This window comes from uncultured Methanobrevibacter sp. (assembly GCF_947169325.1).
Classification (GTDB): domain Archaea; phylum Methanobacteriota; class Methanobacteria; order Methanobacteriales; family Methanobacteriaceae; genus Methanocatella.
The window spans coordinates 1-19772 of record NZ_CAMVPN010000047.1; the positions used below are offsets into that span (position 1 = coordinate 1).

The following is a 19772-nucleotide window of genomic DNA, read 5'->3' on the forward strand; positions in this document are numbered from 1 at the left end:
TTTTTCCGTTGATTGTGAATTTGACATCAGCTCCAACTACGGCATGACCGTCAGCGGTTACCACTTTCACTGAGAAGCACTTGCCGCCGGCATAATCAACTGAAACATCACTGTTTTTGAGAATTCTGCTGTCATCAACAACAGTATATGCCTTTATGCAGGCAATAACCTCCCATTCCCCATACAAATCCAACCAGCCTTCCACATCATCATACATATAGGACGTATTTTCACAGTAATGTACTCTGCTATACTCATTAAAGACAAAAGGCATTGCATTGGAGGTTATTTCCACCATGAATACATCTCCTTTTTTGATTGGTACGTATTCATTTAGTTTGATTGTATGGAATCCGAAAAATGGAGATATACCTTCCTGCACCAGTTTCACCTCATCGTTTACATAGATTTTTACAGTATAATTCACGCCACCACTATCGAAATAGGTTCCAACAGCAGCAATCAAATCGTCATCTGCAGCTTCAAATCTATTTGCATAAGTGACGTTAACACCAAAATCATAAAAATCGCCGTCCCATGCGAAATCATGCTGGTAGTTTTTATTGTATGGAATCGTGTTATCAAGTATTATTGCCGAAGCATAGCTGCCCCTTGTTGAGTTCAAAAAGGATTTGTCGTAATATGAAAGATATAAATATCCATCGTCTCCAAATAGTGTTCCCCAGCTGTTTTTAACAATCCATGCGCCGTCTCCCGGAGGGGCAATAAGGAAATTGTCCTTTGAATAATTGTCATCCCATCCAACGATTAAAATTTCGTGATTTATATATAAGCTTTCATTAACGTACTGTGATGCCCTTTTGACATCATAATATCCTTCATCCCCATATTCCGCATAATATCTTCCGGTGACTGCACCGTATTTCAGAATTGCAGATTTCAATGCCAAACCGTCCGGAACATCATCGTTGCGGATAAACATCACATCCTGAACATGGATGACATCATAGTCGACTTGGGTTATGTATGGTGAAAGTTTCCCGACTTCATCGTAAATGTCAATCTCTTCCAAAACCGGGCCGTACCAGCCAAGCAGATATGATGCGCTTGATTCAGGATTTCCTCCTTCAGTAAGGTCAGTGTTGCCGTAAATGAAATACCTTAACATGTTGTGGTGCAGGTTTCCTTCTGAAAGATCAAATTCTATTCCATATGCCTTCAATATTGCTGATTCCAAAGCACCAATCATTGCAAATGTCCAGCAGGATCCCATATGCCCCTGATTCTTGACAGGTGAAACCCATCCCCATTCGCGCAAATCAAATTTGGAGGGAATGGATGTGACGTCTATGGTATTGTTGAGCAGAACGAATTTCAATCCTGTCGTATTGATGTATGTTTCATATTCAAATGTTTCGTTGGGAAAAACTGTGTCGTTGTTGTAATTGTTGTTGGTCAAATTGGATTGCCTGTCAAATTCTGTGTAGATGGCGTTATCATTGTCTTTGAATGTGGAATCAGCAATCAGGTAGTATGTATCGCAGGCATATATTGCATTTCCCCCATATGCGGAGTTATTTATAAATCTGGAATTGTGGATTTCCAAATCGTTATAGTCGGAATATATTGCGCCGCCGCAACTCGGATACTCCCTTGATTCAACTGCATTTGAATCAAAAGTACAGTTATTTATCTCACTGTTCGTAAACGCAAGATAAACGGCTCCCCCATCTTGGGCGGCCCTATTGTTTATGAAAGCAGTGTTGTTCATGACCAGATTGCAGCCTAATTGGATATATGCACCGCCGATTAATGAACTTGCATTGTAAAACAGGCAGTCAAGTATGGCGACATCATAATCGCCCGTCATATAATCCACAATGATTGCTCCGGCATTTTTAAATGATTTTGTGTTTATGAATTGGCAATTCTTGATATAGAGATTACCTTCCCGTTTCAGACTAATTGCACCTGCAGAAATATCCGCTGTCAGGTTGATGAATCTGGAGTTGACTATTATAGCATAATCACAATATTCAAGAGATAGCGCCGGAGAATACCTTGAAGATATGTTTATGAAGTCCACATTGTCCAGATTGACTTTGGAATGACTTGCCCAAATCTGACCATATCTGTTGGATATGCCTGATGTTATATGAGTATTTTTGACATTAAGCTCACCATGGTCTACAAATATGGCGGATCCGGATTCCGCATGATTGTCGATGAATGTGGAGTTATAGCAGTTAAGCTTTCCACCGTAGCTTGCTACTGCTCCCCCATGATACTGGGTATGGTCGCTTAGGTATGTGACATTGTTCATGATGAATGTGACATTGTTGAGGGTCAGCACCCCTGTAGAGTGCACGATTCCGCCGATATAGGTCTTGCCGTTTGTGAAAACCAAATCATTTATGGTTACGTTGTTTCCTGTTATGTTGAATATTCCTGATTGTTTACTGCCGTCCAAAACATGATTGTTTCCGTTTATTGTAAAATTGTCTTTCTTGATTAGGATATAACCGGTATCGCTTTCGTTATTGAACGTATAATCATGCTGCATGTCAAAAGTGTCTTGAGACGCATCGATTTCATTGGTTAAGTTCAAAAACGTATAGCGGATTTCATTTTTTGCATATTGACTGTCCTGTGTAATTTCAATCACATCATCGTTTGGCTCGGCCGCTGAAACGGCACCAATCGAAATTATCAAAAGAACCAGTATAATGCATGTTTTTGCAAATTTCATAACTCCTTTTCCTCCAAAATAAAACAAATGATAATTTTAAGACATCTTATAATATCTAAACATCAAATAATGATTTATCGAAATAATGATATATACATTATGATTTAGTGAAATAACAATTATTTGACATGCAAGAAACTGCGGGAAAAAATAGAAAAAAAGTGTAGATGAAACTAATCATCTACTTTACTTTAACTGTTGTTTTTATGGTGTCCTTAATGTAAGTCACTTTGACAGTGTATGTTTTGCCTTTCTTGAGCTTTTTGATGACATTCTTGTTCAAGGTCTTTTGTGCAACACCTTTTGCGTTGGTCTTGACTTTGTAGGTTTTGCCGTTGAACTTGAATGTTATCCATTTTCCTTTCTGTAGCTTTCCGTTGATTTTAAGGGTTGCCTTTAAGGTAAATTTCTTGGCTGTCTTTTTGACTGTTACTTTGCTGGCTGTGAGAACCTGTTTTACAGTTACTGTGTTTTTAACTGATTTTCCTTTATATGTGGTTGTTATTGTGTATTTTTTAGGAACGTCAGTTATTTTGATTTTTGCGATTCCATCAGCGTTTGTATTAATGGTTGTGGTTTTTCCGTTGATTTTGAAACTGACTTTTTCACCGGCTCCAACAGCATGGCCGTCATCAGTCACGACAGTGACGCTGAAGTATTTGCCCCCATCATAATCGACGATGATGTCCTTGTTGTTGACGATTTTAGTATCATCGGCTACAGTATAAACTTTCAGACAGGCCACTGATTTGTTCAGACTAAGGTCATACCAGTCATCCCCATCATATATAAATGAAACGCCTTCAATAATGTGGCGTCTTGAATTTATCAAATATGCAGCTACATTAGATTTGATGACAACCTTAAAGACATCATCTTTCTTGACTGGAACATATGAATCCAACTTAATTGTGTGGAAACCAATGAAATCTGAAACCCCATTCTGGACACACTTCAATTCATCATTGACATAAACTTCAACAGCGTATTCCACATTGGTATCATTAAAGAAAGTTCCAACACCTGCAATCAGATCGTCTCCTGCTGAGACAAAAATGTTGCAATACATATTTGAAGAGCTAGAAAAGTTTAAATCACCTGAAATGTCATATTCGTAATTCTTGTTGTAAGGAACAGTATTTTCAAATACAAATCCTGCAACATATCCATAACTAGGAAGGGTGTCATTACCGGGTGACAATGTTTTATCATAATAGGAAACATATAGATATCCGTCATCTCCCCAGCTGGGACCCCAACTGTTTTTTATAATCCATGCCCCATCGCCCGGAGGAGTAACCAGGAAATTATCTTTTGAATAATTGTCATCCCAACCGACAACTGACACTGCATGGTTAGGTGAAATAGGCACATCCGTGTATTGTCCAAATGTTTGAGGATTATAATAAGGATTCTGTTGATTAAATGTGGACTGTCCGAAATAACATACTTCCAAAGATCCGTATTTAATAATCGCCTCTTTTATCAGTGAAGATCCAGGCTCGTCATGGCGAACAAAAACCACATCCTGTACATGTACATCATTCAATGTTGTTATCACCGGTGAAGTTTTTCCGATTTCATCATACACATCTGCTTCTTGTGAAAAAGCTCCAAGCCAGCTTATAAAATAGAACATGGATTGGAAATAGTCCCCGCCTTCAGATATAGTGGTAATTCCATAAGGAGAGTACTTCAAGAGAGTATTCTGCATGTTGTTTTCTGAAAGATCAAAACTCATTCCAGTTGCCTTCAGCAATGCAGATTCCAAAGCGCCAGTCATCCCAAATGCCCAACAAGCACCCATACGTCCCTGATTTCTGACTGGAGAAACCCATCCCCAATCTCTTAAATCAAATCTGGACGGCAGATTAGTAACATTTATGGCATTATTAATCAAGGCCAATTCAATCCCCTGCCCATCCATAAGTCCGTAAGAATTTGTGTTGTTTGTTGATACAGTATCGTTATTATACTCATTATCATCTAAATTAGATCCTTTATCATAGAATGTGCAGATAGCATTCGTATTATTTATGAAAATTGAGCCTGTGATATTATATGAGGCATCATATGCATATATCGCATTGCCACTGCTTGCAGAGTTATTGATGAATGTGGAATTGGATAATGTTAAATTGCCCATATCACAATAGAGCGCACCACCACAAGTCGGATATCCTTCAATCAATTCAAGGGAATTTGAATCGAACATACAATTATCAATTTCGGCATTGGCATATGAAATATAAATTGATCCGCCAGCATATGTTGCCTTATTATTGATAAACTCGGAGTTATTAATTGATAAATTACCTCCCAGTTGAATATAAGCCCCACCAAATTCAGAAACAGTATCCTTAAACAAGGTATCCATTATGGTGACATTACCTGCAGAACTGCCGCTCACGCCCGCAATATCTACATGAATAGCTCCTGCATTTTTAGAAGAGCAGGTATTGATAAATTGGCAATTTTGAATATAAGTATTGCTGCCTTCCTTAATGGAAATCGCACCGGCACTTATGGCTGCGGCTAAATTTTTAAATCTTGAATTGACAATTGAACCTGAAGCGGAAGTAGCATATATGGCCGGCGAATAAGATGAAGTAATATTTTCAAATGTCAGATTATCAAGATAATATTCAGACTTCACCAATGCAATCTGGCCAAACCTATTAGGTATCTTTGAAGTAAAAACGGAGTCATAAACAGTTACGGTCCCTGCAGATGCCCTTATAGAATGTCCAAAATCAGCATCATTGTCAATGAATTTACAGCCATAACAGTTGAGAACTGCACCGTTATCATTATATATTGCTCCACCATCTTTAGTTGCATTGTTTCCTATAAAAGTAGCATTGCTCAATGTTAATTGCCCTTGAGAAACTATTGCTCCCCCATGTTCATTTGCCTTGTTATTTATAAAAGTAGCATTGTTCACTGTTAATTGCCCGTGAGAAAATACTGCTCCCCCATATCCGGCCGCAGTGTTATTGATAAAAGTAACATTATTCAAGGTAACCTGTCCCAGGGAATATAATGCTCCTGCCTGTAACAAATTACCGTTAGCAAAAACCAAATTATTTATTGTAATATTACTGGCCCAAATAATGAATATTCCTGACTGACGGTTTCCATCCAGAATATGGTTATTTCCATTAATTGTAAAATTATCTTTTTCAATGAAAATTCCATTTTCATGATCCGTTTCGTTATTAAATTTATAATTTTCAGTTATTTCTAAAAAATCAGTTGCATTGTCTATACAATTTTTCAAATCAGTGAATGTATATTGTGATTCTTCTATAGAAGACATATCCTCTTGCGTTGTCTTTAAACTGTCCTGATTATCATCACTTAACATGTCATCGGAAGTTGCGTTTGCTGCGCAAACTGCTCCCACAGACATGATTAAAATAAGCAGGAAAATGGCTATTTTAAAAATTCTCATAATTATCACTAAATAAATGTTTATCTAAACATTTTATAAATATTATTCATTTAGTTTTTTGAAGGGAATGTCAATAATTTTGTTTTTTAATATTTTTTCTTATTTTGTCTATTTTTAGGGTAGTTTGGCTTTTGTTTTCGTTTTGAAGTGTTGAGAACTTTTATTTTTTCATTGTTTTTGATGGTTTTAAATCGTAATTTATATTTAATTTGAGTTTCAAAAATTAAATTTGAACTTCCATTTTTGAATTCATGGTGTTTCTTCTCAAAAATGGTTGTTTAGGATATGGCGTACAGTCTATCTTAATGATGAACTATTAATACATCTAATGCTGGAGATGTTTAATACGCTGTGTCTTTAAGATTAATTAGTCTTGTAAGGTTGTAAATGGTGTTTCTTAGTTGGATCTCGTTGTTTACTGCATTATCTGTAGTTCCGATTAATTTCAAAACTCCATTACCACCTTTCAAAAAACCATTAATGCCTTCACTTCTTGAAAAACGAGCTTGATAATGAGTATTATATCTTTTATTCAAGAATTTCTCAGTCATTTCAAAATTAACGTCAGTAGATTGGATTACAAAGGTTTTATGTTTGCAGTTTTCAATATTTGAGCATCCATTACAGGAATATGTTTCAAAGAAATACCTTTTTGTCTTACAATTGTCCGGAAGACCATCATCCTTATGCGGTTTCCGATGTTTCATTGTTTTAACTTTTACTAACCTCATAAAACGTCCATCTGGACAGATATATCCGTTTTTAACTCTTTCAAAATCCTTTTTAGATGAATATTTTCTTTTTTCCTCTAGATTATTTTATTGTCTTAATTTATTGTTATGTGCTTCTGATAACTTTTTAGGCATTACTAAAGCATTTATTTTATTAATAAATAAATAATGGAGGTTTTCTGTACTGAAATAACCGGAATCTGCGATTAAAATATGTTCTCGAATTCTCCTTTGTATTTCATTGTAGTTTCTTCTTTCTCTAAATTCTTTTTGCATTTCAATAAATACTTTAATTGTTTCATAAATATCATTTAGCACATATTTGATTGTTTTTCTATCATTGGATTCTGATAAGAGCATTCCAGTTAATATTATGTGATTTTCTGTCATGATTTCTTGCAAATTAAAAGCAAAATCATAAATGCCTCTTTTTGTTTTAATCCAACAAGTGCTTGGAAACGAAATTGAAACATTATCAACATTTCTTTCATCCATAATATTAAGATAAATATCCTTTTTTTCGTAAATACGAGAATTATAAATTTTTACTCTTTTTAAGACCAAATTAATTGTTTTACGCACTTCTTCATCATCTTTGTGAATTTCTAATTTTTCTTTTAATCCATTGATTGTGCGATTAATTGATTGTGGTGTGTTTTCATGTAATAAATCCCATTTATTGACTTGTATTAATGCATTTACTTCCTTTTTGGTGATTTTATAGTATCTGGAAGCTCGCACAAGCATATCTGTTCCATCAACAAATAATTTAACAAAATCTAAGAAGTGTAAATCATTCAACAAGACCAATGTGGCCACAAAAACTTTTTTAATTACTTTTGCATCACTTTTATTTAAAAAATTAGCGAAAGAATTACGTGATGGCTTTAATCCACATGTTGCAATTAAAAGAAAACGATTTTTCTTACATTCTACTTCCATTTTCGCATAATTAGATATATCAATGCTAAAACAGTATAAAACCACTATTAAAAGTAGTGTTCGAGGATATGCGGACGTCCACGTTTAGATTCAAATTCCAAATCCAATTGATGCATTAAATTTTGAATTATATCTGTGAATACAAATTCAACAATTGTTAACAGCATTTTTGGACAATCCTCCTCATTTTTTAGCTTTTTAATGATATATCTCTTATTATACCCTTCTAATTGTATAACAGACATTACACATCAAATATTTTAGAGAATATTCAACTTTCAGAATGTTTCGAATTTTTCAAAAAATTTATTAAAAATCAATTAAAATTACTCTAAATTTTAATTAACTATAAATTTTTTATCCAATAATTATATAAATAATTATTATATAATAATATGTAATTTAAAGTATTTATAATTAATTATATTAAATTTTAAGTAATATTAAACTAAATTTTAGTTATTAAAAGATTGTACATTAAGTATGTTTAATTTAAAGAATTTTAAATAGAAAAAATAGTTGAAATTATTCAAATCAAAACATGAATTTTTCAGGAAAAATTGATCAAAAATAAAAATTTTTTAAAACTGAAAAATAATGAATAAAAATTGATTTAAATAGAAATGCTGGTCAAAATACTATGCAAATTGGAAAAATAAAGAAAATTAAAAAATTACGGATTTATTGACAAACCCCTTAAAAAATGATAATGCGACAACACGATGAATCTACCAAAACCATCCTACAAAAAGTAGAAAAATAACTTAATTAATATGCTTAAAAAGAACTATATCGATTTATAATAAGTTAATTATATATTTATAAAAGTAAAAATTCTTTATAACTCGCATAAATCTTAAATAATCTAAAAAAAGAAAAAATAAACAAGGAAATCTATACGATTCTTTGTGCGGGAATGAGGTGGAACCACCCTACTTTTGAATGATTAATTCCATTTTTTATATATGGATCTTCTAGGACCAATATCAATTATTTCAACCTCTTTAGTTGATTCATTGATGAAATATATAATCCTATAATCTCCCACTCTTGTTTTTTTACATTTAGGGCATTTTCTACTTTTAAATGAACTTTCTGCTTCTTTATAGGGATCAACAGCCAATTGATAATATTTACTATGTATCCTACTTATCAATTTTTCATCATCAGAATTTTTATCCATGAATTTGATTGCTCTCCTATCTTCAAAAAGTTCATAATTCACTTCAGAATTATTTTCTAAGGGCATTTAAATCAACTTTTCGGGTGCCACTGTAGTCACCACTTTCAAAATGCCTAATCCTTTCATTATAGTAATCTGCGTCTTCATCACTCAATTCATCGAAATACATTCTCTCATACACCTCAATTAATCTAGCTATAATATCATTGTATGTTTCGGATTTTAAACCCAAGTGAGCTAGTTTTGTATGAATTTCTTCAGTTACACGAATTGTTTTCATTGCCATAGTGAATCCTCCAGTATATTGAAGTTAATTGTATACATTAATTATATCAAATATATTATTTATAATTATTGTAATTAAATACATTTAATATCATTCTTGGAAATGAAAAACTTAAGAGAAATTCCAACTAAGAATCTATTTTCAAAAAATAATGAAGTTTTTGGAAGTGTGATTTTGCACAAAAACACTCCACAAAAAATAAAAAAATAACTGATAAAAATATATCCTAAATGAAATAAATCTGATAAATTTAAATTAATTTTAAATAAATATGCTTAAAAATAAGATATAAATAAAATAAAACTTAAATAATTAAAAAAAAGAAAAAATAAACAAGGAAATCTATACGATTCCTTGTGCGTTCATTGCGTCAACAACTTTCTTGAATCCTGCGATGTTTGCTCCTGCAACATAGTTTTTGTCCATGCCGTATTCTTCAGCAGCTTCTGCAGCATTTGCGAAAATTGTTTCCATGATTGTTTGGAGTCTTCCGTCAACTTCTTCAAATGTCCAGGATAACCTTTCTGAGTTTTGAGACATTTCAAGTGCGGAAGTTGCTACTCCCCCTGCATTGGATGCTTTACCTGGAGCGAAGAGAACGTCGTTTTCCTGTAAGTATTCGGTTGCTTCAATGGTGGTTGGCATGTTTGCACCTTCAGCAACTGCTAAGACTCCATTTTCAACCAAGGTTTTTGCATCTTCTAATTGCAGTTCGTTTTGGGTAGCGCAAGGAAGAGCGATGTCACATTTGATTGTCCAAACGCCTTTGCCTTCGTGGTATTCTGCACTTTCTCTTGCTTCAGCGTATGCGGTTAATCTTTCTCTTCTTACTTCTTTTACTTCTTTTAATAACTCAACATCGATTCCTTCAGGATCATAAATCCAACCGGTTGAATCGGAACAGGTTACTGGTTTTCCGCCTAATTGCTGAGCTTTTTCGATTGCATAAATAGCTACGTTACCTGCACCTGATACTGCAATGGTTTTTCCTGCAATGTCAATGTCGTTTGCTTTTAACATAGCGTTTGTGAAGTATAATAATCCGTATCCGGTTGCTTCAGTTCTTGCAAGTGAACCACCGAATGATAATCCTTTACCAGTTAACACTCCTTCGTATAAACCTCTGATTCTTTTGTATTGTCCGAACAGGAATCCGATTTCGCGGCCACCTACTCCGATATCTCCAGCAGGAACGTCGGTGTCAGCACCAATGTATTTGCATAACTCGGTCATGAAGGATTGACAGAATGCCATGATTTCTCTGTCAGATTTTCCTTTAGGATCAAAGTCTGATCCACCTTTTCCTCCACCGATTGGAAGTCCGGTCAAGGAGTTTTTGAAGATTTGTTCGAATCCTAAGAATTTGATGATACCTAAATTTACGGATGGGTGGAAACGTAATCCGCCTTTGTAAGGTCCGATTGCACTGTTGAACTGTACCCTGTATCCGGTGTTTACCTGTACCTGTCCGTTGTCGTCTATCCATGGGACACGGAATTTCAATTGTCTTTCCGGATTGGTTAATCTTTCAAGAAGTGCATTTTTTCTGTATTCTTCTTCGTTTTCTTCAATTACAACCCTTAAGGATTCCAATACTTCGCGTACTGCTTGGTGGAATTCCGGTTCTGAAGGGTTTTGTTCAATAATAGTTTCAATTACTTCATCTACGTATGACAAAAATATTCCTCCAAATAACATCTAGAATTATATCATTAAAACTTTAACAATATAATCTATTATTTGGAACTTCTCATATTTAAATATTTTTCAATTTTTAATAAAATATCCGAATAATATTCATAAAAATAAAGATTTATCTTAAACAAATTATAAAATATTCAAAAAATTATATTAAATCATATATAGGTTTTGAGATATTAATTCAAAATGTCTAGTGAAAATTATTAATTTATGGACAAAGTCGGAAAATACCTTCCACCAAATGCCGGTGTAAGATTTTCAACATTGCCCCTAAATCGAAAGCCATATCCAAACAATGACGCCAATATTGCAAAATAAGTTAAACAAAATATAGGTAAAATTAAAAAAGCATATCTTTTTATATGCCATAATTAACATATTAAAATACAATATACAGCAAAAATTAAATTTTCATATACAAAATAATAAAACTGGTGAACCGATGGACGGCAAAAAGATAAAAAGATCCCAATATGAAAAACTGAAATCAAACTACCTCACAAAAAACAGAAGCCTTCACTCACTATACATCGAGCTGTATGAGGAGTGCGAAATCCCAAGACACATGTTCTATCAGCTGATCAATAAAATAAGAGTGGAAGAAGGCTTGAATGAATATTACATTCCAAAAAAGAAAAAAAGAAATAATGGAATTATAACACATCTGGACAAGTCACCAGACAGCTATAACCACTAGTATTCGACGTGATACCTCAATATTGCAGCAATTCCACCGAATGCTCTGAATAGCTGCATTCCCTCATCGGTTTCAGTGGAAATGAACTCAACATTGGTACTCATTTCTTCAGCCTTTTCAACAAAGTAATCAGCCAAATCGGCAGAATCCTCTTCTTTTAAAAGCTCATTGCAGTTAGGACATCTCTCTTGGATTTTATCCGCTTCGCTTTGGGTTTTGACTGTGAATTCCTTATCGGTGCCGCAGCTTGGACATACAAATCTTTTTCTCATTGCAGTCAAGTCTTCAGAAAGAAGCAATGTGTCGACCGCCCCGATGGTCAGGTTGGTTCTGACTTCGTCCTCACCATATGAAGCAAGGCCCTTTTCATCCCTGAGTTCCCTCAAGAACTTTTGAACAAGTTCCTTTTCATGGATAACGTCCAAATCACTTAAGACACCGGCAGACTTTTCAATGACTTCACGGATACCGAAATCACCAGTATATGATGTATCTTCAATGGACAATATCTTCTGCTTGAGCTCGTAGTTGAGATAGTCCCCTTCGGCAAAGTCGTTTTTGGTAAAACCAGGTCCTCCAAGAACAATTCCCTTCAAGTCATCTTTCAAAGGAAGGAAATCATCGTTCATGTGGTCTCCGATACGTTTTAAAAACTCGTGAGCAGCCTGTTCAATAACCCTGTCGAACCTTCTCTGGGACTGTCCCCCTGCCTTATGCTTTCCTGGAACCCCACTTGTGATGTGAGTCAGGATGGTAATCTTCTTACCTTTCATGGATGCTATGGTGGCTTCCCTTCTGTCAATAACTGCCACACCGTAGGTGTCCCTTTCCTCAATCATGTATTCAAGAGGCTCGAGGAAAAATTCGTTGTTACATTTGTACCAGTAGGTTGTTACAGGTTCAGGTGGCTCCAAAACGTAGGTTTCCATTTTCTCGGTTCCAGGACCTCCTTTCGGAATCATACCCACAAACATTACCAGTCCATTTTCAGGAGGCTGCTTGTATAAGCGGATCCTCTGTAAGATTACTTCAATGGCAGACTGTACGTTTTTCTTTGTTTGTTTACTCTTGATGTTAGCACTCTGACCAAGCTCGTCTCTCATGTGCTTACCGACATCACTCAATTGCTTGTCAGGTGGAATATAAACGGAAACAAGCTCTGTACCTCTGCCTCTCTTTTGCGCCAATTCTTTCAGCGCTTTTTTGAATTCATATAATTCTTTTGATGATACTTCAGCCATGTTATCCCTTTGTAATCGTTAATAAATATAATAGTTATAGATATGTTTCAAGACATATAAATAACTTATGTAAAAATAGCTATTTTAGCAAAATTTCATCGCCAAATTTTTCAAATAACTCAATATCCTCTGGGGAAATCGTTTCGATTTCGCATAAATCCATTCCGGTAATCCCCATGACTTCACGGCCAAGATGGACATAGGTGTCGGGATATTCGTTGTATCCGAAAAGATGCCATATGACATCGCCCTCAAACACCATTTCAAGATACCAGTCATACCCTTCCAGGTCATCAGGGTCACGTGCAATGGACTTGCGGTGATAGTCTGTCAGAATCCATGCATAGACATGGTACTTTTCAAGGAGGCCTAAAATAAGCTCCCTATCCTCGGAATTCATATCCTTTTGAACATATCCGTTGATTGTCATCTCTTCAAAGTCAACGATCAGTCGGGGATGGGGCAAATCGTAGGGATATGTCCGGTAATGTCCGAATTCTATTTTTTTGACTTCAAGCTTCTCGCCGTTTGAATAAATCCCATCGGGACGGATATCATGATAGAGAGGTGTTGCAAGCTGCCTTTGATAGTTAAGGTGGAGAACGTCAAAGCCGAAAAGGTCATTTAAAATCTCACCGAAGCGAACCCAGTTTTTAGGGAAATTGTTCTTGAAGCTGTATTCGGCATATCCGTCTGTGGAATAGATGATTACAATACATGAATAAATCAGCTCAAGCTTTGAGAAATACAAAAACCTTTCGGATTCAAAATCATCAAACAGGTTCAGATTATCAAAATCAAAAAGGAACTGGTCTGCCTGCATGTCTGTGAAGCGGTGAATTTCGCTTGTCATCCGTCTTCTCAAATCAACAAGAATGCCAATCCATGAATCGTCGCACAGCAAGCTTTCATCAAGAACCTTGTCTCCACTTCCCCTCTCAGAGATTTTATAGTAAGCGTTTCTTTTGACCAGATCAATTGTGAAGCATTCATAGTGCCTGTTGAGGCGTTTAAAATTAAAGCGCTGAGTTATTTCTATCTTTTCAATCATGATTATCATTATCTTTGAAAAATTTTCTTATATATACTATAATTAAAAAACTTTATTAACTTTTAGAATTAATTAATTAAGTAAGTGATAATATGGTTTTTAGAAGATGCCCGCAATGCGGTTCAACAAGCGATGACATGTACGGATTTTGCATAAAATGCGGATATGAATTTCCAAAAATAGACCCTCAGGAGCTGGCCTGCCCATTATGCGGCTTTAAAAATCCTGACGAGGCTGATTACTGTGTCAAATGCGGAACCCCACTTCTTTTCAAAAACCAGATTGAAAACAACAGCGTAATCAATCCTGTGGTCATGGAAAAGAACCAGACAGATGTTCACAAAACCAGCAGACTGCTTATTCTTTTAGGCTACCTTTTTTCAATCCTGGGAGGCATCATAGGACTGATTATTGCAATTTACCTTTCCACAAGAAAGGATCCTGTCGCACGTCGCCACGGCCATATACAGCTTGCAATCTTTGCATTCTATGTGATAGTCATTGCAATAATGTATGCAACCGGGAACATCTCACCGACAATAATAAGCGACTACCAGCAGCTACTCGCTGGAAACTTTTCCTCTCTTTAAGGGCAGATACATCACTATTGCAGCATCGCCATCTTCATAATATCCGGGAACCACCCTGTCGATTTTAAAATTGAACTGCTTGTAGAATTCGACTGCTCCGACATTGTTCTCATTGACTTCAAGATAAATGGTATCGAGCCTCAAAAGGGACAGGATTCCGATGGCCTTCACCAGCATCTGCGTTCCGCAGCCGTGCCTGCGGTAGTTTTTGTCTACGGCGATGGAGATGATATGGCCCTGATTTTCATACTTGACCCAAAACAAGACGTAGCCGACAACGTATCCTTCATCTTCGGCTACAAGAAATCCAACACCCATGTTATAGAGCTGCTGAAACATGTTTATGCCATATGACTGGTTGAATGACATGTTCTCTATTTCAAAAACTCTTTTTAAATCTGTAGGTTTGAATTTTCTCACAATCATGCTAAACTAAATTATCGATGACAAATTATTTAATAGTTTGCACATTTATATAATTAATTGAGGATTAAATAATGTGGCAGGATTTCGCAGAATATATTCTATCGCAGGCAGAAAACGGAAATGTCAGAATCGCCGAAATCGGCGTTGGAAAGTTCAGCATGATAGCCGACATGCTGTCGGAAAGGGACAACATCACCCTCATTAAGACAGACATCACCCCCGCTGATGAAAGCGTCATAAAGGACGACATTACCAGTCCGGATTTGGATTTGTACCGTGACATTGACATCATCTATTCCATCAGACCTCCAAGCGAGCTTCAGCCATATCTTGTAGACCTTGCCCTTGAAGTCAACTCCCAGCTTATAATAAAGCCCCTTACAAACGAAGATTTAAATACAGGCAGGGTTAAAATGATATTAAAAAATTACAAAAAGGCAAGCTTTTACACATTAAGGTGATGTTATGAGTGACATATTAACCGAATACGAAACGTCAACCGAGGGACTTGAGGAAAATGAAGTCCAAAAAAGACAGGAAAAATACGGCCTGAATCAAATCGAAGAGGAAAAGCCGACACCACTGATTATCTTATTCTTATCACAGTTTGTAGACATTCTTATAGCACTTTTAATCATTGCGGCAATTGCTTCACTTCTTATTGGGGACGTCATTGATGCGGGAGTAATCATTCTTGCCGTTCTTTTGAACACAATTATAGGATTCATTCAGGAGTACCGCTCAAGACGTGCCGTTGAAAGCCTTAAGGGACTGATTACAAAAACGGCAATCGTCAAAAGAGCAGGACAGGTTAGGGAAATCGATGCCGAAACGCTGACAATAGGAGACATCGTTCTTTTGGAGGAAGGAATAAAGGTTCCTGCGGATTTGACCCTGATTGAAGCTAAACGCCTTAGCCTTGATGAATCCCAGCTTACCGGAGAATCCGAAGCGGTGAAAAAAGAGGCAAATGACAACATCTATATGGACTCACATGTCATCTCCGGAACAGGAATGGGTGTCGTTACAAGCATAGGAATGAACACCGAAATCGGAAAGATTGCTGGAATCGTTCAGAAGGAAGATGAGGAAACCCCACTTGCAAAGCGTGTGGGAAAGCTTGGAAAGATCTTATCAGCAATCGCAATCGTCGTGTGTATCGCAATATTCATACTTGAACTGGCGCAGGGCACACCCCTTGTTGAAACATTCATGATTGCGGTTTCACTGGCCGTTGCGGCAATCCCGGAAGGCCTTCCGGCAGTCCTGACACTGACACTTGCCCTTGGAATGAACGAAATGGCAAAGTCAAACGCCATCGTGAGAAAACTGCTGTCAGTTGAAACGCTCGGATCATGCACAATCATCTGCAGCGACAAGACAGGAACACTCACAGAAAACAAGATGACAGTAGTGGAAGACTATTACACAAATAAGGACAAAACACTCCTTATCGGAAAATTGTGCAACAATGCAGTCATAAACGGCTCAGAAGTCATTGGAGACCAGACAGATGGAGCAATACTCAAGTTTTCCAAAGGTCATGACAGCGCCCTTGAAAGGGTTGATGAAATCCCACTTGACAGCAATCGTAAAATGATGACTACTATACATAGATTGGACGGTGAAAACAATATCGTTTTATCAAAAGGTGCGCCAGAAATAATTCTAGATAAATGCAAATTCATAGATGATGATGGAAGTATCAAAATCCTTGACGCTAAAACCAAGGAAATGCTACTTGAAAAAGTTGGAGAAATGAGTGCAAGGGAACTGAGAGTAATCGGATTTGCATACAAGATGGAAGATGGGAACTGCCCTGAAGATGACATGACATTCACAGGACTGATGGGACTGAGAGACCCTCCTAAAAAGGACAGCAAAAAGGCAGTGCGTGACTGCATAAATGCCGGAATCAGAGTCATCATGATTACAGGAGACCATGAAAAGACAGCATGCTCCATTGCAAGGGAACTGGGAATACTGACAACCGGAAGAACAATAACAGGAAACAAGCTGGAGTCACTCTCAGATGAGGAATACCTGAAGGTTGCAGACGACATCCAGGTCTATGCAAGGGTGAAGCCTGCACAGAAAATGAGAATCGTCGAAACGCTTAAGGCATTGGGAAACATAGTTGCAATGACCGGTGACGGAGTAAACGATGCCCCTGCACTGAAAACAGCTTCAATCGGAGTGGCAATGGGCGGTGGAACAGACGTTGCAAAGGAAGCTTCAGACATGATACTTCAAAACGACGACTTTACAACCATCGTCCGTGCCGTTGAAGGAGGGCGTAAAATCTATGACAATATCAAAAGGTTCGTCAAATACCAGGTTTCCACAAATGTCGGAGCGATTCTGACGATTGTCGGAACATCGCTTCTCAACCTGCCCCTTCCCTTCAATCCGGCGCAGCTTTTATGGCTCAATATCGTGATGGACGGGCCTCCTGCCCAGATGCTTGGAATCGAAGGGGCTGAAAAGGACATTATGAACAGACCACCTGAGAAGGGAGACATCCTCACCAAAGGAATCCTGCTTCAGATACTGTTTTTAGGCATAGTAATGGCAATCGGAACAATAGCTGTGTTCTACTGGCAGATATCATCCGGAGTCTCCACAACCAAAGCGATGACAGTTGCATTCACACTCTTTGTAGTATATCAGCTTTTGAATGCATTCAACGGACGGGCAAACTCCGAGAAATCAAGCAGATACCTTTATCTTGGAATAATAGCATCATTCCTGCTTCAGCTGCTGATATTATACATTCCGCAGCTGCAGACAATATTCAGGACAACAGCAATCGGACTGACCGATTGGGTTGTAATCGTGATTGTTGCTTCAACAATCTTAATTGCACAAAAAATAATGGACAAGGCGATAAAATGAGAATTTTTCTATTGGGCGGCACCAAGGACTCAACAAACATAATAACACACATCAAAGAGAATTATGATGCATTCATCCTGACCACAACAACAACCGAATACGGCGCAAGGCTGGCACGTGAGGCCGGAAGCGATGACACAATCGCAAGGCCACTTCTAAAGGATGAGATTATTGAAATATTTACTGAAGGCGCATTTGACGTTCTGATTGATGCAACCCACCCATTTGCAGAGCACATCACACAGACATCTGTCACAATTGCGCGCGAGCTTGAAATACCGTATATACGCTTTGAGAGACCCACCACCAACCTTGAAAACATCGACACATCACACATCATATACGTAAAATCATTCAACGAGGCAGGAAAACTTATAGCTGACCAGTTCAGTGAAGGAAATGTGCTGCATTTTGCAGGAGCAAACACCATGGCGGAGATTGTGAAATACGTTTCAGTCGACAGGTTCTATCCTAGGATTCTTAAAGTCGAAAGTTCGCTTGTAAAGTGCAGGGAGCTTGACATTGACCCTGAGCACATCCTCCCGATGACCGGAGCCGCAACGCTTGAAGAAAACGTCGAGCTGATTGAAAGGTATGATGCAAGCGTGATGATTACAAAGGAGAGCGGTGAAATAGGCGGAGTCATTGAAAAGATAGAGGCCGCAAACGAAAAGGACATTGCCATAGTGATGATACAGCGTCCAAAAATAGAAATGCTTGATGAAAAAGACATCGTCAATGATTTAAAAGAAATAGATATAAAAATAGATTGTTTTTTAAAAAAATAGATAAAAATAAGACGCCGAGACTGGGATTTGAACCCAGGCGAGGGAAACCTCACAGGATTTCAAGTCCTGCGCCTTACCAGACTAGACTATCTCGGCATATGAAAAGGAATATTTAGAAAAGGAATCTAAATATTTATCCTTTAAGTTCAATTTCAATACTTACATTATCAGGAACGTTGACTTTCATTACTTGTCTCATTGCACGTTCATCAGCTCCAATACCGATTAAACGTTTGTGGATCCTGAGTTCCCATTTTTCCCAAGAAGCTTTACCTTCTCCATCTGGAGATTTTCTTGTAGGAACCACTAATTTTTTAGTAGGTAGTGGGATTGGACCGGACAAGTCGACACCAGTTCTTTCTGCGATTTTTTTGAGTTGATCGCATACATATGCTAATTTTTCTGGGTCTGTTCCAGTAAGCTTGATTCTTGCTTGATTCATTTATTAATCCTCCAAAAAAACAAAAAGAAAGAAAGTAAAAAGTTACTTTCTAATTATTGTTTACAAACTTATTTTGCTGGGGTAACGTTAAGACATAAACCTGCAGCAACAGTTTGACCCATATCTCTGATAGCAAATCTACCCATTTGTGGGATTTCTTTTGCGTTTTCGAGACACATTGGTTTGGTAGGTTTAATTTTAACAATAGCTGCGTTACCGGTTTTTAAGAAGTCAGGGTTTTCTTCGTCAACAGCACCAGTAGCAGGGTTTAATTTTTTAGATAATTCTAAGAAAGTACATGCTACTTGAGAAGTGTGACAGTGGAATACAGGAGTGTATCCAACGGTGATTACACCAGGGTGTTGTAAAACAACAACTTGTGCGTCGAATTCTTTAGCTACGGTAGGAGCATTGTCAGTGTGACCAGCTACGTCTCCTCTTCTGATATCGTTTTTACCTACACCTCTTACGTTGAATCCGATGTTGTCACCAGGTTCAGCGACATCAAATTGTTCGTGGTGCATTTCGATAGATTTAACTTCTCCGGAAGCTCCAGCAGGTTCGAAGATAACGTTTTCACCTTTTTTCATTACACCAGTTTCAACTCTTCCTACAGGTACGGTTCCTACACCAGT

The 19772-nt window shown here is 37.1% G+C and carries 17 protein-coding genes and 1 tRNA gene; 5 read left to right on the top strand and 13 right to left on the bottom strand.

Features of this window, described 5'->3' with window-relative positions; all coding sequences use genetic code 11:
- The 7 genes from Q0W26_RS07460 to gdhA form a co-directional block, all read right to left on the bottom strand.
- A partial coding sequence (locus Q0W26_RS07460) for a C1 family peptidase (RefSeq protein ID WP_298523659.1) occupies positions 1–2710 on the bottom strand: 2710 nt, incomplete at its 3' end.
- 181 nt (positions 2711–2891) lie between these two features.
- Positions 2892–6164 (bottom strand): C1 family peptidase, encoded by a 3273-nt coding sequence (locus Q0W26_RS07465; RefSeq protein WP_298523660.1) that lies wholly within the window; start codon positions 6162–6164, stop codon positions 2892–2894.
- 341 nt (positions 6165–6505) lie between these two features.
- The gene (locus Q0W26_RS07470; RefSeq protein ID WP_342765340.1) at positions 6506–6916 is read right to left on the bottom strand and encodes a transposase; all 411 of its coding nucleotides are present in this window, start codon (positions 6914–6916) and stop codon (positions 6506–6508) included.
- A 66-nt stretch (positions 6917–6982) separates the two neighbouring features.
- Positions 6983–7837: a hypothetical protein gene (locus Q0W26_RS07475; RefSeq protein WP_298523662.1), complete on the bottom strand. Its 855-nt coding sequence runs from the start codon at positions 7835–7837 to the stop codon at positions 6983–6985.
- Positions 7838–8783: 946 nt separating this feature from the next.
- Positions 8784–9086: a type II toxin-antitoxin system RelE/ParE family toxin gene (locus tag Q0W26_RS07480; RefSeq protein ID WP_298523663.1), complete on the bottom strand. Its 303-nt coding sequence runs from the start codon at positions 9084–9086 to the stop codon at positions 8784–8786.
- On the bottom strand, positions 9070–9306 hold the full coding sequence (locus Q0W26_RS07485; RefSeq protein ID WP_292803183.1) for a hypothetical protein: 237 nt from the start codon (positions 9304–9306) through the stop codon (positions 9070–9072). The genes Q0W26_RS07480 and Q0W26_RS07485 overlap by 17 nt, the downstream gene beginning before the upstream one ends.
- 342 nt (positions 9307–9648) lie before the next feature.
- Positions 9649–10983, bottom strand: coding sequence for an NADP-specific glutamate dehydrogenase (gdhA, locus tag Q0W26_RS07490; protein ID WP_298523664.1), 1335 nt, complete (start codon positions 10981–10983; stop codon positions 9649–9651).
- A 466-nt stretch (positions 10984–11449) separates the two neighbouring features.
- Here gdhA and Q0W26_RS07495 point away from each other — a divergent pair, with 466 nt between their 5' ends.
- Positions 11450–11704, top strand: a complete 255-nt coding sequence (locus tag Q0W26_RS07495) for a hypothetical protein (RefSeq protein ID WP_298523665.1) — start codon at positions 11450–11452, stop codon at positions 11702–11704.
- Here the strand turns inward: Q0W26_RS07495 and prf1 are convergent.
- Entirely contained in the window at positions 11701–12945 is a 1245-nt protein-coding gene (gene prf1 / locus Q0W26_RS07500) for a peptide chain release factor aRF-1 (RefSeq protein WP_298523666.1), read from the bottom strand. The genes Q0W26_RS07495 and prf1 overlap by 4 nt on opposite strands.
- Positions 12946–13024: 79 nt before the next feature.
- Complete coding sequence (locus Q0W26_RS07505) at positions 13025–13996, bottom strand: hypothetical protein (RefSeq protein ID WP_298523667.1); 972 nt, start codon at positions 13994–13996, stop codon at positions 13025–13027.
- Between the two features lie 92 nt (positions 13997–14088).
- On the opposite strand from Q0W26_RS07505, the gene Q0W26_RS07510 reads away from it, so the two are divergent.
- Positions 14089–14586, top strand: a complete 498-nt coding sequence (locus tag Q0W26_RS07510) for a zinc ribbon domain-containing protein (protein WP_298523668.1) — start codon at positions 14089–14091, stop codon at positions 14584–14586.
- Here the strand turns inward: Q0W26_RS07510 and rimI are convergent.
- Complete coding sequence (gene rimI / locus Q0W26_RS07515; RefSeq protein ID WP_298523669.1) at positions 14557–15012, bottom strand: ribosomal protein S18-alanine N-acetyltransferase; 456 nt, start codon at positions 15010–15012, stop codon at positions 14557–14559. The two genes, Q0W26_RS07510 and rimI, sit on opposite strands and share 30 nt — an antisense overlap.
- Positions 15013–15083: 71 nt before the next feature.
- Between rimI and Q0W26_RS07520 the strand changes: the two genes are divergently transcribed.
- The 3 genes from Q0W26_RS07520 to cobK are packed head-to-tail and all read left to right on the top strand — an operon-like array spanning position 15084 to position 18695.
- Positions 15084–15473, top strand: a complete 390-nt coding sequence (locus tag Q0W26_RS07520; protein WP_298523670.1) for a UPF0146 family protein — start codon at positions 15084–15086, stop codon at positions 15471–15473.
- A gap of 4 nt (positions 15474–15477) precedes the next feature.
- Positions 15478–17907, top strand: a complete 2430-nt coding sequence (locus Q0W26_RS07525; RefSeq protein ID WP_298523671.1) for a cation-translocating P-type ATPase — start codon at positions 15478–15480, stop codon at positions 17905–17907.
- Positions 17904–18695, top strand: a complete 792-nt coding sequence (gene cobK / locus Q0W26_RS07530) for a precorrin-6A reductase (protein ID WP_298523672.1) — start codon at positions 17904–17906, stop codon at positions 18693–18695. Before Q0W26_RS07525 ends, cobK begins: the two co-directional genes overlap by 4 nt.
- Before the next feature lie 12 nt (positions 18696–18707).
- Here cobK and Q0W26_RS07535 read toward each other — a convergent pair.
- From Q0W26_RS07535 to Q0W26_RS07545, 3 genes are all read right to left on the bottom strand, one after another.
- Positions 18708–18791 (bottom strand) — tRNA-Ser (locus Q0W26_RS07535).
- Positions 18792–18828: 37 nt separating this feature from the next.
- Positions 18829–19137, bottom strand: coding sequence for a 30S ribosomal protein S10 (rpsJ, locus tag Q0W26_RS07540; RefSeq protein WP_042691424.1), 309 nt, complete (start codon positions 19135–19137; stop codon positions 18829–18831).
- Positions 19138–19205: 68 nt separating this feature from the next.
- The coding region (locus Q0W26_RS07545; RefSeq protein ID WP_298523673.1) for an EF-Tu/IF-2/RF-3 family GTPase at positions 19206–19772 on the bottom strand (567 nt) is incomplete at its 5' end.

What these genes read in the sequence shown, in the direction of transcription:
- Q0W26_RS07465 (WP_298523660.1), bottom strand. Translation starts at nt 6,164, where the DNA reads ATGAGAATTTTTAAAATAGCCATTTTCCTGCTTATTTTAATCATGTCT.
- Q0W26_RS07475 (WP_298523662.1), bottom strand. Translation starts at nt 7,837, where the DNA reads ATGGAAGTAGAATGTAAGAAAAATCGTTTTCTTTTAATTGCAACATGT.
- Q0W26_RS07480 (WP_298523663.1), bottom strand. Translation starts at nt 9,086, where the DNA reads ATGCCCTTAGAAAATAATTCTGAAGTGAATTATGAACTTTTTGAAGAT.
- Q0W26_RS07485 (WP_292803183.1), bottom strand. Translation starts at nt 9,306, where the DNA reads ATGGCAATGAAAACAATTCGTGTAACTGAAGAAATTCATACAAAACTA.
- Q0W26_RS07495 (WP_298523665.1), top strand. Translation starts at nt 11,450, where the DNA reads ATGGACGGCAAAAAGATAAAAAGATCCCAATATGAAAAACTGAAATCA.
- prf1 (WP_298523666.1), bottom strand. Translation starts at nt 12,945, where the DNA reads ATGGCTGAAGTATCATCAAAAGAATTATATGAATTCAAAAAAGCGCTG.
- Q0W26_RS07505 (WP_298523667.1), bottom strand. Translation starts at nt 13,996, where the DNA reads ATGATTGAAAAGATAGAAATAACTCAGCGCTTTAATTTTAAACGCCTC.
- Q0W26_RS07510 (WP_298523668.1), top strand. Translation starts at nt 14,089, where the DNA reads ATGGTTTTTAGAAGATGCCCGCAATGCGGTTCAACAAGCGATGACATG.
- rimI (WP_298523669.1), bottom strand. Translation starts at nt 15,012, where the DNA reads ATGATTGTGAGAAAATTCAAACCTACAGATTTAAAAAGAGTTTTTGAA.
- Q0W26_RS07520 (WP_298523670.1), top strand. Translation starts at nt 15,084, where the DNA reads ATGTGGCAGGATTTCGCAGAATATATTCTATCGCAGGCAGAAAACGGA.
- Q0W26_RS07525 (WP_298523671.1), top strand. Translation starts at nt 15,478, where the DNA reads ATGAGTGACATATTAACCGAATACGAAACGTCAACCGAGGGACTTGAG.
- cobK (WP_298523672.1), top strand. Translation starts at nt 17,904, where the DNA reads ATGAGAATTTTTCTATTGGGCGGCACCAAGGACTCAACAAACATAATA.
- rpsJ (WP_042691424.1), bottom strand. Translation starts at nt 19,137, where the DNA reads ATGAATCAAGCAAGAATCAAGCTTACTGGAACAGACCCAGAAAAATTA.